Origin of the sequence: Streptomyces sp. FIT100, assembly GCF_024584805.1 — a bacterium.
GTDB lineage: Bacteria > Actinomycetota > Actinomycetes > Streptomycetales > Streptomycetaceae > Streptomyces.
This window is the reverse complement of record NZ_CP075715.1, coordinates 5,430,839-5,446,763: the sequence shown is the minus strand read 5'-3', so window position 1 is coordinate 5,446,763 and position 15,925 is coordinate 5,430,839. Positions and strand designations below refer to the sequence as shown.

The 15,925-nt window shown below is 72.2% G+C and carries 14 protein-coding genes; 7 read left to right on the top strand and 7 right to left on the bottom strand.

Features of this window, described 5'->3' with window-relative positions; translation table 11 throughout:
- Positions 1-13 precede the first annotated feature (13 nt).
- On the top strand, positions 14-889 hold the full coding sequence (locus KK483_RS24615; protein WP_262007405.1) for a hypothetical protein: 876 nt from the start codon (positions 14-16) through the stop codon (positions 887-889).
- Here KK483_RS24615 and KK483_RS24610 read toward each other — a convergent pair.
- Genes KK483_RS24610 through KK483_RS24590 form a run of 5 tightly spaced genes read right to left on the bottom strand, consistent with a single transcriptional unit; the run spans position 886 to position 6,609 of the window.
- On the bottom strand, positions 886-2,145 hold the full coding sequence (locus KK483_RS24610) for a styrene monooxygenase/indole monooxygenase family protein (protein ID WP_262007404.1): 1,260 nt from the start codon (positions 2,143-2,145) through the stop codon (positions 886-888). The genes KK483_RS24615 and KK483_RS24610 overlap by 4 nt on opposite strands.
- A gap of 22 nt (positions 2,146-2,167) precedes the next feature.
- Positions 2,168-2,791: an ATP/GTP-binding protein gene (locus tag KK483_RS24605; RefSeq protein ID WP_262007403.1), complete on the bottom strand. Its 624-nt coding sequence runs from the start codon at positions 2,789-2,791 to the stop codon at positions 2,168-2,170.
- Positions 2,772-3,182 carry a DUF742 domain-containing protein gene (locus KK483_RS24600; RefSeq protein WP_262007402.1) on the bottom strand — a complete coding sequence of 137 codons (411 nt, stop codon included), beginning with the start codon at positions 3,180-3,182 and terminating at the stop codon, positions 2,772-2,774. The genes KK483_RS24605 and KK483_RS24600 overlap by 20 nt, the downstream gene beginning before the upstream one ends.
- Positions 3,182-3,673, bottom strand: coding sequence for a roadblock/LC7 domain-containing protein (locus KK483_RS24595; RefSeq protein ID WP_262007401.1), 492 nt, complete (start codon positions 3,671-3,673; stop codon positions 3,182-3,184). Before KK483_RS24595 ends, KK483_RS24600 begins: the two co-directional genes overlap by 1 nt.
- Positions 3,670-6,609 (bottom strand): nitrate- and nitrite sensing domain-containing protein, encoded by a 2,940-nt coding sequence (locus tag KK483_RS24590; protein WP_262007400.1) that lies wholly within the window; start codon positions 6,607-6,609, stop codon positions 3,670-3,672. Before KK483_RS24590 ends, KK483_RS24595 begins: the two co-directional genes overlap by 4 nt.
- A 365-nt stretch (positions 6,610-6,974) precedes the next feature.
- Between KK483_RS24590 and KK483_RS24585 the strand changes: the two genes are divergently transcribed.
- Positions 6,975-7,757 carry a protein phosphatase 2C domain-containing protein gene (locus KK483_RS24585; protein ID WP_262007399.1) on the top strand — a complete coding sequence of 261 codons (783 nt, stop codon included), beginning with the start codon at positions 6,975-6,977 and terminating at the stop codon, positions 7,755-7,757.
- 91 nt (positions 7,758-7,848) lie between these two features.
- Here KK483_RS24585 and KK483_RS24580 read toward each other — a convergent pair whose 3' ends face one another.
- The gene (locus KK483_RS24580; RefSeq protein WP_262007398.1) at positions 7,849-8,346 is read right to left on the bottom strand and encodes a MarR family winged helix-turn-helix transcriptional regulator; all 498 of its coding nucleotides are present in this window, start codon (positions 8,344-8,346) and stop codon (positions 7,849-7,851) included.
- A 284-nt stretch (positions 8,347-8,630) separates the two neighbouring features.
- Between KK483_RS24580 and KK483_RS24575 the strand changes: the two genes are divergently transcribed.
- Entirely contained in the window at positions 8,631-9,470 is an 840-nt protein-coding gene (locus KK483_RS24575) for a lysozyme (RefSeq protein WP_262007397.1), read from the top strand.
- A gap of 317 nt (positions 9,471-9,787) precedes the next feature.
- Here the strand turns inward: KK483_RS24575 and lon are convergent, their stop codons facing one another.
- Positions 9,788-12,202, bottom strand: coding sequence for an endopeptidase La (gene lon / locus KK483_RS24570; protein ID WP_262007396.1), 2,415 nt, complete (start codon positions 12,200-12,202; stop codon positions 9,788-9,790).
- Between the two features lie 140 nt (positions 12,203-12,342).
- On the opposite strand from lon, the gene KK483_RS24565 reads away from it, so the two are divergent.
- The 4 genes from KK483_RS24565 (at position 12,343) to KK483_RS24550 (ending at position 15,702) form a co-directional block, all read left to right on the top strand.
- Positions 12,343-13,014: a GNAT family N-acetyltransferase gene (locus tag KK483_RS24565; protein ID WP_262007395.1), complete on the top strand. Its 672-nt coding sequence runs from the start codon at positions 12,343-12,345 to the stop codon at positions 13,012-13,014.
- A gap of 42 nt (positions 13,015-13,056) precedes the next feature.
- Complete coding sequence (locus KK483_RS24560) at positions 13,057-13,767, top strand: spermidine synthase (RefSeq protein WP_262007394.1); 711 nt, start codon at positions 13,057-13,059, stop codon at positions 13,765-13,767.
- Positions 13,768-13,870: 103 nt separating this feature from the next.
- Positions 13,871-14,614, top strand: a complete 744-nt coding sequence (locus KK483_RS24555) for a response regulator transcription factor (RefSeq protein WP_242329833.1) — start codon at positions 13,871-13,873, stop codon at positions 14,612-14,614.
- Positions 14,611-15,702 (top strand): HAMP domain-containing sensor histidine kinase, encoded by a 1,092-nt coding sequence (locus tag KK483_RS24550; RefSeq protein ID WP_262007393.1) that lies wholly within the window; start codon positions 14,611-14,613, stop codon positions 15,700-15,702. The genes KK483_RS24555 and KK483_RS24550 overlap by 4 nt, the downstream gene beginning before the upstream one ends.
- The last annotated feature ends 223 nt before the right edge of the window (positions 15,703-15,925 follow it).

Here is a 15,925-nt window from a genome sequence, read left to right as displayed (position 1 = left end):
CGGAGGTGATGACATGTCATGCCCCCTGCTGCTGAAGGCGGTCTGCACCGCCTGTACCGCCGCACTCGCCACGGCGGTCGCGGCCGCGCCGGCCACCGGGGCACCGGCCCCGGCGCCCGTTCCTGCGCCCGCTCCACGGGCGACGGGCGTCGCCGGACTGCTCACCGATCTGCGGGGGCTGTACCGGCGGGCGGAGGAGGCGAGCAAGACGTTCAAGGCGACCGGGGAGCTGCTGGCGGCGCAGGCCGCCGAGACACGGCGCCTCGGCACCGAGCTCGCCGAGGCACGCAACGCGCTCGCGCGCAGCCGCGCCGACGCCGGTGAGCTCGCCCGCCAGCAGTACCGGGGCAGCTCCGACCTCTCCCGGTACCTGGAGCTGCTGCTCGCCGAGAACCCCCGGCAGGCCCTGGACCGGGAGTACCTGATGGAGCGCATGGCCCGGCACCGGCTCGCCACGATCGCCCGTCTGGAGCGCGGCGAACTGTACGCCGACGCGCTGGCGACCCGGTCGCGCAAGGCGCTCGACGCCCAGCAGACTCTCGCCGAGCGGCACCGCGAGCAGCGTGACGCCGTCCGGACGCGGCTGCGGCAGGTGGAGGAGCTCCTGGCATCGCTCTCCCCGGCCGAGCTCGCCCAGCTCGCGCAACTGGAGGGCGCGCGCACAGGCGGGACCCAACAACTGCTCGGCGGCAGCTCTTACGCCCCGGACGCCGGGCGGCCGAAGCCGTCCGACGGCTCCGGCCCCACACAACCGGCGACGCCCGACAGCACCTCGGCCGTGTCCGGCGGACAGCTCCGTGCGAACGGCCGCACGGCGGACGTTCAGCCTCGTACGGGACGTACGGGGATGCCTCCGCCAACGCGGCGTACTCCGCCGGGCATCGCCTAAGCGGAGGCGGAGGTCACCTCGGCCAGGTACGCGGCCGTCTTCTCGGGCTCATAGAAGAAGTTCTCGAAGTCGGCCGGGTCGTCGAACCCGTTCGCGAAGCGGTCGGCCACCGGCTGGAGTCCGCCGGCCGCGCCGATGAGGTTGAGGACGTGCTCCGGCGGGACGCCGAGCATCGCGTTGGTCCACTTGGTGACGTGCTGGGCGGTGTCCCAGTAGCGGTCGAAGGCGGACTGCATCCACTCCTCGTCGAACGGCTTGTCGCCGTGCTCGACGATCGAGGCGAGATACGCCGCGGCGCACTTCGAGGCCGAGTTGGAACCCTGGCCGGTGATCGGGTCGTTGGCGACGACGACGTCGGCGACACCGAGGGCGAGGCCGCCGCCGGGCAGTCGGCCGATGGGGTTGCGCACGGTCGGGGCGTACCGGCCCGCGAGCGTGCCGTTGGCGTCCGTCAGCTCCACCTTGGTCGCGCGGGCGTACTCCCACGGCGTGAACCGCTCCATCAGCTCCAGGGTGAGGGAAAGGTGCTCGGCGGGGTCCTTCACCCCCTGGAAGACGTCGAGCGGGCCGCCGGGGATGCCCTCCCAGAAGAGGATGTCGGCGCGGCCGGAGGTGGTGAGGGTCGGCATCACGAAGAGCTCGCCGACGCCGGGCACGAGGTTGCAGCGGACCGCGTCGTAGTCGGGGTGCTCGGGGCGCGGGCCGAGCCCGTGGACGTAGGCGACGGCCAGGGCGCGCTGCGGCTCGGCGTACGGGGAGCGGGAGGCGTCACGGCCGAACATCGACACGAGCTCGCCCTTGCCGGCGGAGACCAGCACCAGGTCGTACGTGCGGGAGAAGTAGTCCAGGTCGGAGACGGCGGCACCGTGGATGACGAGCTGGCCGCCGCGCTGGGCGAAGGTCTCCATCCAGCCGGCCATCTTCACGCGCTGGTCGACGGACTGGGCGTAGCCGTCGAGCTTGCCCACCCAGTCGATGACCCTCGGGGCTGTGTTCGTTTCGACCGCGAGCGGTCCGGCGACGGAGACGCCGAGGCCCTCGATCTCCGGGGCCTGGGACTCCCAGAAGTTGATCTGGAGATCCCGCTCGTGCTGGAGCGCCGTGTCGAACATGCACTGGGTGGACATGACCCGGCCGGACCGGATCTCGTCCGCCGTGCGGTTGGACATGAGGGTGACCTCGTATCCCTGCGCCTGCAGGCCGAGGGCGAGCTGGAGTCCGGACTGACCGGCGCCGACTATGAGGATCTTCCGCATGGCGGGGCTCTTTCTACTCGGGCTACTCGGGGGTGGCGTCGAGGGCGTGCGCCACCAGCGCCAGCAGCGCCTCGACCACCGTGATCCGCTTGCGCGCGTCCATGATCACGACCGGGACGTGCGGGGGTATCGTCAGGGCTTCCCGGACGTCGTCGGCCTCGTAGGCCGGCGTCCCCTCGAAGTGGTTGACGGCGACGACGTACGGCAGTCCGCAGCTCTCGAAGTAGTCGAGCGCGGGGAAGCAGTCCTTCAGCCGGCGGGTGTCTGCCATCACGACCGCGCCGATCGCACCGCGTACCAGGTCGTCCCACATGAACCAGAAGCGCTGCTGGCCCGGGGTGCCGAAGAGGTACAGCACGAGGTCGTTGTCGAGCGTGATCCGCCCGAAGTCCATGGCGACGGTCGTGGTGAGCTTGCCGGGCGTCGCGGTGAGGTCGTCGGTGTCCTCGCTCGCCCGGGTCATCAGCGCCTCGGTCTGGAGCGGTGTGATCTCGGAGACCGCGCCGACGAAGGTCGTCTTGCCCACCCCGAAGCCGCCCGCGACCACGATCTTGGTGGCGATCGGGGCGCGGGTGCGGTCGTTCTGCCAGGGCTGTACGTTCTCGTCCTCCACGGCGGCGGGGAGGTCAGAGACGACGGAGTCCACTCAGCACCCTTTCGAGCAGCGCGCGGTCGGGACGGCCCTCGCCGTACCCGGTGCCGTACACACGTATCTTTCCTTGGTCCGCGAGGTCGCTGAGCAGCACGCGTACGACGCCCAGCGGCATCTTCAGCAGCGCCGAGATCTCGGCGACGGTACGCATCCGGCGGCAGAGCTCGACGATGGCCCGCATCTCCGGCATGACGCGGGAGGTGAGGTTTCCGTTCGTCAGTTCCTTGCGCTCGTCCCCCGCTTCGAGGGCGGCGACGAAGGTCTCGACGAGCAGGACGTGGCCGAAGCGGGTGCGGCCACCGGTGAGCGAGTACGGACGGACGCGGGCGGGGCGTTTGCTCTCGCCGCGCACGGGGAGCCGGGGGGCGGGTACGGCGGCGGACATCACTGGGCGCTCTCCAACGATTTGCGCAGCTCGCTGCGGAGTTCGGGGGTGAGGACGTGTCCGGCGCGGCCGACGAAGAGCGCCATGTGGTAGGCGACGACGCTCATGTCGCAGTCGGGTGTGGCGTGCACGCCGAGCAGTGAGCCGTCGCTGATGGACATCACGAAGACGCTGCCCTCGTCCATCGCGACCATGGTCTGCTTGACCCCGCCGCCGTCCATCAGCTTGGCCGCGCCGATGGTGAGGCTGGCGACGCCGGAGACGATGGTGGCGAGGTCGGCGCTGGAGCCGCGGGGGCCGTCCCGGCGCGGGGTGGTGGGCGCCGGGGCGGAGGCGGTGTTGTGCGCCGGGTCGGACGACAGCAGGAGGAGTCCGTCGGATGACACGACCGCGACGGAGCGGACTCCCGGTACCTCTTCGACGAGGTTTCCCAACAGCCAGTGGAGATTGCGGGCTTCACTGCTCAGCCCGAATGTGCCGGTCGCGGTCAACTACGTGCCTCCTCGACGGTGTCCCCCGATTCCTCGCTGTGTTCCTGGTCCTGGTCGTGTACCAACGGGATGTTCTGAGTGGATTCGGAGAGCTCCGCCTCGACTTCGCGGCGGCCCTCCTTGGCGCCCTGGTGGAAGCCGCCGAGGCGGCGGCGCAGCTCGTCGGCGTCGACGGACCCGGTGCGCGCCCTGGGCGCGACGGGGGCGGCGACGGTCTTGGGGGTGCGCTTGGGCAGGCCCTTGTCGGTGAGCGGATCGTCCTCGTCGGTCCCGTCCGCCCCGTCGGCGACCCGCTCGTGGGCGTCGGGCTCGGCCGGCGGGCGCGGGAGGCGGACCTGGAGGGTGAGCTCGGGCTCGGTTTCCGGCTCGGGCGCGGCGACCGGCTCATGAGCGGGCTGGGGCACCGGCTCATGAGCGGGCTCGGGCACGGCGATCGGCTCGGGTACGGCAGCCCGCTCGGGTACGGCAGCCGGCTCGGGTGCGGCGGTGACCTCGGACTCCGCCTGCGCCTCCACCTCCGCCTGGTCCTGGTCCCGCGACGCCCGCTCCGCCTCGCGGACGGACTGCTCGGCCGCCGCCACCAGCGGGTCGCGGGCAGCCGACCGGCCCGGAAGTGCGTTGGAGTTGGCCTCGGCGACCGAGCCCGGGAGGTTCAGCACAGGGGCGCCACCCGGCACGAGCGCCGACTGCGGGGGCGCGGTGGGCGGCTCGGTCGGCAGCAGCGCCTTCGGCAGGACGACGACCGCGGCGACCCCGCCCTGCTTCTGCTCGCGCAGCTGGACGCGTACTCCGTGCCGGCGGGCGAGCAGCGCGGCCACCCGCAGTCCGAGACCCTCACCACCGGCGTCGGCGTCGGCGGGCTCGGCGGCGGCGAGCCGCGCGTTGAGCTCGGCGAGCCGGTCCGGGGTCATGCCGATGCCCTCGTCCTGGACGGAGAGCATGACCTCCCCGCTCTCCAGCAGCCAGCCGGAGAGCTCGACCTGCGCGTCGGGCGGGGAGAACGACGTGGCGTTCTCCAGCAGTTCGGCCACCAGATGGCTCAGGTCGTCCGCGGCGAAGCCGGCGACCTGCGCGTGGGGCGGCAGTGACTGGATGGTGATGCGCTCGTACCGCTCGATCTCGCTGACCGCGGCCCGCATGACGTCGACCAGCGGGACGGGCCCCTGGTGCGCGTGCCCGTGCTCGGCGCCCGCGAGCACCAGCAGGTTCTCGCTGTGGCGGCGCATGACGGTGGCCATGTGGTCGAGCTTGAAGAGGGTGGCGAGCCGCTCCGGGTCCTGCTCCCGCTCCTCCAGCTTCTCGATGACGCCGAGCTGCCGCTCGACGAGCCCGAGGCTGCGCAGGGCGAGGTTGACGAAGGTGTGGCTGACGGTCTCGCGGAGCTTCTCCAGCTCCGCGGTCACCTCGGCGGTGCGGGCCTGGAGTTCGGCGCGCTGGGTGGCCAGTTCCTCACGGGCGGAGCCCAGATCGTCCCGCGAGGTGTCCAGCGCATCGGCCCGGGCGGCGAGGTCGAGCAGCTTGCCGTGGACGGTGTTGAGGGACCGTACGACCTGCGCGAACTCGTCGTTCCTGCCGGTGAAGCGGATGGGCGCCTCGGATTCGGGCGCCCCGGCGAGCCGGGCGGCGCCGATCCGCAGCACCGCGAGCGGGCGGGTGAGGCTGCGGGCCACGGCCGCGGAGATGCCGATGGCGACGAGCAGGCAGCCGCCGAGCAGCCCGATGCGCAGCTCCAGGGCGGTGACGTCGTCGTCGCGCAGCCGCTCCAGCCCCTGGGCCTGGGCGGAGGCGAGCGCGGATTCGACGCTCCGCATCTGCTCGATGCGGGCGGAGAGCGAGGACTCGACCTTCTCGCGGTTCGAGTCGAGGTCCTTCTCGGAGAGTTCGGGCTGGTCCGTGAGGCGGGTGAGATAGCCCTCGGCGGTCTTGACGTCGGGGCCGGTGACGGTGGCCGAGAGCCGGCCCCTGGCGTCGGCGGCCGCGGCCTGGTCGAAGTCGGCGAGCGCGGCGAGTTCGCGCACCCGTGCCTGCTGGGCGGCGGCGCTCAGGACGCCACGGGCGGCCTCGGTCTTCTCGTCGCCCTCGTCCTCGACGAGCAGGCCGGTGACGGGGTCGTAGGTGGGGCCGTCGCTCTCCGGGGCGGGCACGGAGAGCGCGGCGAGCAGCAGACCGCGGGTGGCCGACGCCTGCTCGACGGCGAGGCCGAGGGCGGCCGGGCCCCGGTCGGCGCCGTCGGCGCGGGCCGGGGTCTTCTCGGCGAGCTCGTCGGCGAGCGAGTGGAGCGCGCCGATGACGTCCGTGTACGCCTTGTACGCCTCCAGGGCGCTGCCCTTGCCGGTGAGCGCGGTGCGCCGCACGGTCGGCACGGCGGCGAGGTCGCGGCTCAGCTCGGCGTGGTCGTCCGGGACGTTGCCGCGGATCTCGTCGATCTGGCGGTCGACGCGGGCGCTGCGGCTGTCGGAGATCTCGCGGCGGTCCTTCTTCTCGCCGCTCTGCTCCTCGCGGCCCGCCGCGATGTAGGCCGTGACCTCGTCGCGCTCGTCGGCGAGCGAGTGGGCGAGGGTGACGGCCTGCCGGTTGAGCGCGGCGAGCGTGACGAGGCCCTGGGACTCGGTGAGGTCCCGGGAGGCCAGCAGGATCGCCGGCGCACCCGCCGCGATCACGGTGAGGGAGACGGCCGCGACGCCTGCGACGAGCCTGCGGCGGACCCGGACGGGGCGCCCGCCGGGGAGCAGCCCGGGATCGGCCGGGGCGGGCCGGGCGGGTCCGGCCCGGAAGGTGTCCGCGGGGAAGGTGTCCGCGGGCGCCGGGGCGCCTGCGGGCGAGACCCCGGAAGTCCCCGCCGGGGTCGAGGGGCTGGTGGTCTCCCGCCCCGAAGACGCCGTACCGGGCGTTCCGCCCTTGCCCCGAGGCCGCTTCTTCTGCACCGGTGCTCGCATTCTCGACTCGTCCGCCCATGAAGCAGAGGTGACGGCCGGTCACTCCACGAGAACGCTCCCCACCCCTGGTACGGCTTACGACCATTCCAGCGCTTTTGGGAGGGGGATACGCATCGGCCGCTCCGCCACCCGAACGAGTGAACATCACTCGGGAGTTGCTCAACAACTCTTCGGTGGACGCGACCGGGCCCCGTCCGGAGCGCCGGGTGGACCTTCGGAGCGGGCTTTGGCAGGATGCCCGCCCGCAGCGCGCCGGAGTCGATCATTCCGACCCAAAGCCCACGGTCTCGCCGATATTCCGGGCCTGTTGCACCGCTCAGCGGGGTTCGTGAAGGTCTCGTGAGGGCTCGGGCAGACTGGGGATCATGCGCTGCGAACTCACGTCCGCCCCCGGCGATCCCGAACGCCCCAACGAGGACTGGGCTTCCGTCGCCCTCCCTGCCGGAGGCCGGGGCGGAACCCTGGTGGTCCTGGACGGGGTCACTCCACCCGCGGGGGACGACGGATGTGTGCACGGAGTGCCGTGGTTCACCGCCCGGCTGGGCGGGGCTCTGATCGAACTGTCCGGTTCACGGCGGGATATGCCCCTGACCGAGGCCCTCGCGCTGTCCATCAGGCGCACCGCAGACGCCCACCGCGAGACCTGTGACCTTTCTCACGTGCGCACGCCCCAGGCGACGGTCGTCGTCGCACGCTGGGACGAGGAGTGGGTGGAGCATCTCGTGCTCTCCGACTCGGCGCTGCTCCTCGCCGCGCCGGACGGCGGGGTACGGGCGGTGCTGGACGACCGGCTGGACCGGATCCCCCGGGAGGTCCTCCGCTCGCTGAGCGCGACCGATGCCCTGCGCAACCAGGAGGGCGGTTTCTTCACGGCGGCCGCCGACCCCTCGGTGGCGGAGCGCGCGGTGACGGGCCGGACGCCGCGCGGGCAGGTGCGGGCGGTCGCGGCGCTCACCGACGGGGCGTCCCGCTGGACGGACCTCTTCGACGAGGGCGACTGGACGGAACTGCTCGGGCTGCTGCACAAGGAGGGGCCGCACGGCCTGGTCGAAAGGGTGCGGGCGCTGGAGCGCGCGGACGCGGAGCGGGGCGGGCTCCGGCGCTGGAAGACCCACGACGACGCGACGGCGGTGTACGCGGAGCTGTAGCCCCACGGCCGCCACAGCTCCCTCGGCTCCCCGGCCCCCTGGCTCCTCTGGCTCCCCCGGCTCCCCCGCCTGGCCACGCCTGGCCACGGCTCTACGGGTTCTCCTCGGCCCTCGTGTTCAGCTGGTGGAGCAGCCGGGCCAGTTCGGCGACCTCGGCGCGGTCCCAGTCGGCCAGCTTCTGTACGTACCGGTCGCGCCTGGCCTTGCGTACGGCCCGGAACCTGCTGGTCCCCTCGTCGGTGAGCCGGATGAGCGAGGCCCGCCCGTCGGCGGGGTCGGGCTCGCGGTCGACGAGGCCGAGCTCCTCCAGGGCGCGCAGCTGGCGGCTCATGGTCGCCTTGCCGACGCCGAAGTACACGGCGAGGTCGGTGGCGCGCTGCGCCCCGCACTCCTCCAGGCGTACGAGCAGTCCGTAGGCGGCGGGCTCCAGTTCCGGGTGGACCTCGCGGGCCATCTCCCCCGAGTTGGCGCGGGCGCGGCGCAGAAAGACGGCCAATTCGCGTTCCAGCGCGAGGAACTCCTGGAAGTCGTGGTCCACACCACTTTCGCCAGTGGGCCCGGGTTCACTCCCCGTACCGCTTACGTGCACGTCAGCACCCCTCGCGCGCTTTCCCGATGATGAAAGTTTCTTTCGGCGGCGGCCGTTGCCGCAGCTCCGTCAGTATTTCGCAGGCGTAGACCAACGGCGGGGACCGGCCCCCCTTCCGCCCGGGCAGCCACGCACCTAGCGTCATTGATGACATGTCCACACCACATCACCGCCGCTGTGGCGGCATGTCGACAGACCGTCAGGGCCTCCACCCCCCACGGCCCGCGATCCCCCAGATCGCCCGATCCCCCTGAACGCCCACCGAGGCCTTTCGGAGGCACGTCATGCTCGTGCACAGGTCCGGAACGACCCGATTCGCCGTGACCGCCGCCCTCTTCGTGGTCCTGGCCCTCCTCCTCACCCTCCTCACCGTCTTCGCCCTCCCCGGCTCGGCCGCCGCCGCGTCCGGGGACACGCCCGCACGCGGCTCGGCCCACCTGGGCATGGGCGTCGTCGCCCACGACGGCCAGGGCGGCCTTCCACGCGACGGCCGCGCCGTCCAGACCGAAGGCGTCGACGTCTCCAGCCACCAGGGGAACGTCAACTGGGCGTCGCTGTGGAGCAGCGGCGTGAAATGGGCCTACGTCAAGGCCACCGAGGGCACCTACTACGAGAATCCCTACTTCGCACAGCAGTACAACGGTTCGTACAACATCGGCATGATCCGCGGCGCGTACCACTTCGCCACTCCCGACACGACGACCGGCACCGCCCAGGCCGACTTCTTCGTGAACAACGGCGGTGGCTGGTCGCGGGACGGCAGGACGCTGCCGGGCGTGCTGGACATCGAGTGGAACCCGTACGGGGACGCGTGCTACGGGAAGACGCAGTCCGCGATCGTGACCTGGATCCGTGACTTCCTCAACCGCTACAAGGCGCGGACGGGGCGGGACGCGGTGATCTACACGGCGACGAGCTGGTGGACGCAGTGCACCGGCAACTACAGCGGCTTCGCCACGGCCAATCCGCTGTGGGTGGCGCGCTACAACACGACGGTGGGCACGCTGCCGGCGGGCTGGTCCTACTACACGATGTGGCAGTACACGTCGACGGGCCCGATCGTCGGCGACCACAACCGCTTCAACGGCGCGCTGGACCGGGTGGTGGCCCTGGCCAACGGCTGAGCCCCTGCGACCTTTCCCCACCCCGCCCCTTCCCGAACTGGGGCGGAGCCCCGGACCTCATTGCGGGGGCGCTGCCCCGAACCCCCGCCGGGGCGCTGCCCCGGACCCCGCTCCTCAAACGCCGGAGGGGCTGGGTTTCAGGGCTCCGCCCCGGACCCCTTCAAGCGCCGGAGGGGCCGGCATGTCCAGCCCCTCCGGCGCTTGAGGACACGGCCGAAGGCCGTCCCGGGTCCGGGGCTGAGCCCCAGTGGGGCCGGGGTCCGGGGTCCGGGGCGGAGCCCCAGCGGCAGGCCGGGGGGCCGAGCCCCCGTCAGGGACTACGCGGCCGCCCCCGCCAGGACCTCCGCCGGGGCCAGGGCCAGTTCCAGGACCTGGCGGACGTCGGTCACGGGGTGGACGTCCAGCTTCTCCAGGACCTCGGCGGGGACGTCGTCGAGGTCGGCCTCGTTGCGCTTGGGGATGACCACGGTCGTCGTCCCCGCCCGGTGCGCGGCCAGGAGCTTCTGCTTGAGGCCGCCGATCGGGAGGACCCGGCCGGTCAGGGAGACCTCGCCGGTCATCGCCACGTCCGTCCGCACGAGCCGGCCGGAGAGGAGCGAGGCGAGCGCCGTCGTCATGGTGATGCCGGCGCTCGGGCCGTCCTTCGGGACCGCGCCCGCCGGGAAGTGGATGTGCACGCCCCGGTCCTTGAGGTCGGCCACGGGCAGCTCCAGCTCCGCACCGTGCGAGCGGAGGAAGCTCAGGGCGATCTGCGCGGACTCCTTCATGACATCGCCGAGCTGACCGGTGAGGGTCAGCCCCGCTCCGCCCGTCTCCGGGTCGGCCAGTGACGCCTCGACGTACAGGACGTCGCCGCCCGCGCCGGTGACGGCCAGGCCGGTGGCCACGCCCGGGACCGCCGTGCGGCGCTCGGCCGGGTCCTGGGCGGACTCGGGGACGTGGTGCGGCCGGCCGATCAGCCCTCGCAGATCGGCGTCGGTGACGGTGAACGGCAGCTCGCGCTCGCCGAGTTCGTGCTGGGCCGCCACCTTCCGCAGCAGCCGGGCGATCGCGCGCTCCAGGGTCCGCACGCCCGCCTCGCGGGTGTACTCCCCCGCCAGCCTGCGCAGCGCGGACTCGTCGATGGTGACCTCGCCGCCGGCCAGACCGGCCCGCTCCAGCTGGCGCGTGAGCAGGTGGTCGCGGGCGATGACGACCTTCTCGTCCTCGGTGTAGCCGTCGAGCCTGACCAGCTCCATCCGGTCGAGCAGGGCCTCGGGGATGGCCTCCAGGACGTTGGCCGTGGCGAGGAAGACGACGTCGCTCAGGTCGAGTTCGACCTCCAGGTAGTGGTCCCGGAAGGTGTGGTTCTGCGCCGGGTCCAGGACCTCCAGCAGCGCCGCCGCCGGGTCCCCGCGGAAGTCGGAGCCGACCTTGTCGATCTCGTCGAGCAGGACCACCGGGTTCATGGACCCGGCCTCCTTGACGGCACGGACGATACGGCCGGGCAGCGCGCCGACGTAGGTGCGCCGGTGGCCGCGGATCTCCGCCTCGTCCCGTACGCCGCCGAGCGCGACGCGGACGAACTTGCGTCCCATCGCGTGCGCGACGGACTCGCCGAGCGAGGTCTTGCCCACGCCCGGCGGGCCGACGAGCGCGAGAACCGCTCCCCCGCGCCGCCCGCCGACCACGCCGAGCCCCCGGTCGGTGCGCCGCTTGCGCACCGCCAGGTATTCGGTGATCCGCTCCTTCACGTCGTCCAGGCCCGCGTGCTCGGCGTCCAGGACGGCCTTGGCGCCCTGGATGTCGTACGCGTCCTGCGTACGCTCGCTCCAGGGCATCTCCAGGACCGTGTCGAGCCAGGTGCGGATCCAGCCGCCCTCGGGGCTCTGGTCGGAGGACCGCTCCAGCTTGTCGACCTCCTTGAGGGCCGCCTCGCGGACCTTCTCGGGCAGGTCGGCGGCCTCGACCCGGGCCCGGTAGTCGTCGGACTCGTCGCCCTCGGCCTCGCCGCCCAGCTCGCGCAGCTCCTTGCGCACGGCTTCGAGCTGGCGGCGCAGCAGGAACTCGCGCTGCTGCTTGTCGACGCCCTCCTGGACGTCCTTGGCGATGGACTCGGCCACATCCTGCTCGGCGAGGTGCTCACGGAGCTGCTCGGTGGCGAGCTTCAGCCGGGCGACCGGGTCGGCGCTCTCCAGCAGTTCCACCTTCTGGGTGGTGGTGAGGAAGGGCGAGTACCCGGAGTTGTCGGCGAGGGCGGAGACGTCGTCGATCTGCTGGACGCGGTCGACGACCTGCCAGGCGCCGCGCTTCTTCAGCCAGCTGGTGGCGAGCGCCTTGTACTCCGTGACGAGTTCGGTGACGGAGCCCGGCAGGGGGTCCGGCACGGTCTCGTCGACACCGAGGCCCTCCACCCAGAGGGCGGCGCCGGGTCCGGTCGTGCCGGCGCCGATGCGCACCCGGCTGCGGCCTCGGATGAGGGCGCCGGGGTCGCCGTCGGAGAGCCGGCCGACCTGCTCGACGGTGCCGAGCACGCCGGTCGCGGCGTAGGTCCCGTCCATGCGCGGGACGAGCAGCACCCTGGGCTTGCCCGGCTGGGTGCGGGCGGCAGCCTGGGCGGCCTCCACCGCGGCCCGTACGTCGGCGTCGGACAGGTCGAGCGGCACCACCATCCCGGGCAGCACGACCTCGTCGTCGAGCGGCAGCACAGGCAGGGTGAGGGCGTCGTTGTAGGCCGAGGACTCAGCAGCCATGATCTCCCCTTCGGCAGTCAAGTTGAGCTACATGGACTCAATGCAGGAGGGGTGCCGGTTGTTCCCCGGGGCATGTTCGCTATGAGCGATCGGGGATACCGGAATCCGCGACCACTCGATGTAATGTCCTGGTGACATCAGTGGCTATTACATCGGCTGTTACATCACTGCCGGACGCGGTACGGGACTGGGTGGACGGCTGGGTCGTCTCGCGGGGCGCCGCGGACCCCCTGGCCGAGCCCTGGGGTTTCACCGTCGACGTCGGGCTGCCCCGGCACACCACCCGCCATGTGCTCACCGCCGGCGGGGAGTCCGCGGTCCGCGAGGTCGCCGCGGCCGCGCGGACGCCGGGCCGGTGGCTGAAAATCTTCGAGGAACCGGAGAGGGTCCTGCCCTGGCTGGGGCCGGACTGGACGCCCGACGAGCCCGGGTTCCTCATGACGGCGTCGCTGCACCGCGAGGCGGGCCGCCTCCCGGTGCCGGCCGGCTACCGGCTGCGCAGCTGGACCCGCGGCGGTGTCACCCGCGCCCTCGTCACCACCGATGACGGCACCTTCGCGACCCGTGGCCAGATCGCCCTGCCCGGCGGATCCGGGACCGCGGTCATCGACCAGATCGAGACAGCCGTCGAGCATCGCCGCAAGGGCCTCGGCAGCCTCGTGATGCGCACGCTCCAGGACGCCGCGGCCGCCCGGGGCGCCGGCGCCGCCGTCCTCGGCGGCACACCGGACGGGCGGGGGCTGTACGAGTCGCTCGGGTGGCGGGTGATCGCGCCGCTGGTCAGCGTCTCCTACGCCCCGAAGGCGCCATGAAGACCCGCCGCCCGCCGTAGGGCTTCTCGTAACCTGCCGTCCATGGTGCGGCCCAGCAGTGACTCAGCGCCCCGCACACTCGACCGGCGCGAGGGACCGTACGGCGAGGTCGTCCTGCGGGAGCGCGGCGGCCCGGACGGCCGGAGCGTCCACGAGATCATCGCCAACGGGTGCTTCCTGATGGACACTTCGGACGGCCGGTCGGAGCGGCTGCTGATCGACGCCGCGCGTCGCGTCCTGGCCGACCTCCCCGATCCGCCCCGCGCACCCTCCGTGCTCATCGGCGGCCTCGGCGCCGGCTTCTCGCTGGCTCACGCCGCGGCCGACCGCTCCTGGGGGCGGATCGCCGTCGCCGAGCGCGAGCGGGCGATCATCGACTGGCACGTGTCAGGCCCCTTGGCGGCGATCTCCGCCGGCGCGCTCGCCGACCCGAGGACCGTGATTCTCCACACGGACCTCGTCACGTACGTCCATAACTCTTCGGACACATACGACGCGCTCTGCCTCGACATCGACAACGGCCCCGACTGGACTGTCACGGAGGACAACGGAAGCCTCTACTCACCGGCCGGACTCGCGGCCTGCGCAAGCAGGTTGAACCCCCGCGGGGTGCTCGCCGTGTGGTCGGCCAGACCCTCCGGCGATTTCGAAGAGTCATTGCGGAATGCCGGATTCAGCGGGGTAAGAACCGAAGAGGTCCACGTTGCCCGAGGCGTACCCGACGTGGTCCATCTCGCTGTTCGCCCTGCGTAGCCGCGAGACGATCGATGCCTTTACGCTGACTGACCTGACACACCGATCTAGACCTGACACACCGAACTACACGCAGCTCGCAGTGCGCGACAGGGGCGGGGCGATGGAGCAGACACACACCAGCAGCAACGGCGCAGCGTCGTACTCGACGGCCAGTGCCCAGCGCCGGGTGCTGGTGGTCGAGGACGACACCACCATCGTCGAGGCCATCGGCGCCCGGCTGCGCGCCGAGGGCTTCCTGGTCCAGACGGCGACGGACGGCCCGGCCGCCGTCGACGCGGCCGAGGCATGGCAGCCGGATCTGATGGTCCTCGACGTGATGCTGCCCGGCTTCGACGGCCTGGAGGTCTGCCGCCGCGTCCAGGCGCAGCGGCCGGTGCCGGTGCTGATGCTGACGGCGCGCGACGACGAGACCGACATGCTGGTCGGGCTGGGCGTCGGCGCCGACGACTACATGACCAAGCCGTTCTCGATGCGGGAACTGGCGGCGCGGGTGCACGTCCTGCTGCGCCGCGTGGAGCGCGCCGCGCTGGCGGCCGTGACGCCGCGCAGCGGCATCCTGCGCCTCGGTGAGCTGGAGATCGACCACGCGCAGCGCCGGGTCCGGGTCCGGAGCGAGGACGTGCACCTCACCCCCACCGAGTTCGACCTGCTGGTCTGCCTGGCGAACACGCCGCGCGCGGTGCTCTCGCGCGAGCAGCTCCTCGCCGAGGTCTGGGACTGGGCGGACGCCTCCGGCACGCGCACGGTCGACAGCCACATCAAGGCGCTGCGCCGCAAGATCGGCGCTGAGCGGATCCGGACCGTCCACGGCGTGGGATACGCCCTGGAGACCCCGGCCCCATGAACCGGCTGAGCCGGCTCCGGTCCGAGGTGGGCACGGTCGAGATCTCGATCAAGACCAAGCTCGGCGCACTGGTCGTCATGTCGGTGCTGATCACGACCGGCCTCGCGCTGGTCGCCTTCAGGACCGGGGCCGAGCTGCGCTACGTCACCGTCTTCGCGATGATCACCACGCTGCTGATCACGCAGTTCGTCGCCCACGGCCTGACCGCGCCGCTGGACGAGATGAACACGGTCGCCAAATCGATATCCCACGGCGACTACACCCGCCGGGTGCGCGGCGCGGGCCGCCGTGACGAGCTCGGCGACCTCGCCTCCACGATCAACCGCATGGCCGACGACCTGGAGGCCGTGGACCGGCACCGCAAGGAGCTCGTCGCGAACGTCTCGCACGAGCTGCGCACCCCGATCGCGGCGCTGCGCGCGGTCCTGGAGAACGTCGTGGACGGGGTGTCCGCCGCAGACCCCGAGACGATGCGGACGGCGCTGAAGCAGACGGAGCGGCTCGGCAGGCTCGTCGAGACGCTGCTGGACCTGTCACGGCTCGACAACGGTGTGGTACCGCTCAGGGCACGGCGCTTCGAGGTGTGGCCGTATCTGTCGGGGGTGCTGAAGGAGGCCAATCTGGCCGCCGTGCAGCGCGGGCTCTCCTCCGGGTCCGGCAGTCACACCCGCAAGGACGTGCATCTGCACCTCGACGTGTCCCCACCGGAGCTGACGGCGCACGCGGACGCCGAGCGGCTGCACCAGGTCGTCGCCAATCTGATCGACAACGCGGTGAAGCACTCCCCGCCGCACGGCCGGGTCACCGTGCGGGCCCGGCGCGGTCCGCAGACGGAGTCGCTCGACCTGGAGGTCCGGGACGAGGGCCCCGGCATCCCGGAGTCGGAGTGGCACAAGGTCTTCGAACGCTTCAACCGGGGCAGCGTCCCGGCCCCGCACGGCCCCGGCAGCGACGGCGGTACGGGTCTTGGCCTGGCCATCGCGCGCTGGGCCGTGGAGCTGCACGGCGGGCGGATCGGAGTGGCCGAATCGGAGCGCGGCTGCCGGATCCAGGTCACCCTTCCGGGAGTCGCGCAGCGACGCGGTTGACGTAGGGTTCGAACCGGAGGCACACATTCTCCGTGCGTGCCGTCAGGGGGTGCGGGCCAGGGGCCCGCAGCCGCGGTCGCGCGCACCCTTCGCCAGGGGAAACCAGGGTTGTTTCCCGCCATTCCCTACGCCGAAACCGACCGTCCGGTGTGACTTAGGCGACGATGACCACGCCCGGCCTGCACCTCCCGGCCGTGGAGGCGTAGCCTTTATTTCCGCTGTC

Excerpts from the sequence above, each read along its gene's own strand:
- KK483_RS24615 (WP_262007405.1), top strand. The coding sequence starts at position 14 with ATGTCATGCCCCCTGCTGCTGAAGGCGGTCTGCACCGCCTGTACCGCC.
- KK483_RS24610 (WP_262007404.1), bottom strand. The coding sequence starts at position 2,145 with ATGCGGAAGATCCTCATAGTCGGCGCCGGTCAGTCCGGACTCCAGCTC.
- KK483_RS24600 (WP_262007402.1), bottom strand. The coding sequence starts at position 3,182 with ATGTCCGCCGCCGTACCCGCCCCCCGGCTCCCCGTGCGCGGCGAGAGC.
- KK483_RS24590 (WP_262007400.1), bottom strand. The coding sequence starts at position 6,609 with ATGCGAGCACCGGTGCAGAAGAAGCGGCCTCGGGGCAAGGGCGGAACG.
- KK483_RS24585 (WP_262007399.1), top strand. The coding sequence starts at position 6,975 with ATGCGCTGCGAACTCACGTCCGCCCCCGGCGATCCCGAACGCCCCAAC.
- KK483_RS24575 (WP_262007397.1), top strand. The coding sequence starts at position 8,631 with ATGCTCGTGCACAGGTCCGGAACGACCCGATTCGCCGTGACCGCCGCC.
- lon (WP_262007396.1), bottom strand. The coding sequence starts at position 12,202 with ATGGCTGCTGAGTCCTCGGCCTACAACGACGCCCTCACCCTGCCTGTG.
- KK483_RS24560 (WP_262007394.1), top strand. The coding sequence starts at position 13,057 with ATGGTGCGGCCCAGCAGTGACTCAGCGCCCCGCACACTCGACCGGCGC.
- KK483_RS24555 (WP_242329833.1), top strand. The coding sequence starts at position 13,871 with ATGGAGCAGACACACACCAGCAGCAACGGCGCAGCGTCGTACTCGACG.
- KK483_RS24550 (WP_262007393.1), top strand. The coding sequence starts at position 14,611 with ATGAACCGGCTGAGCCGGCTCCGGTCCGAGGTGGGCACGGTCGAGATC.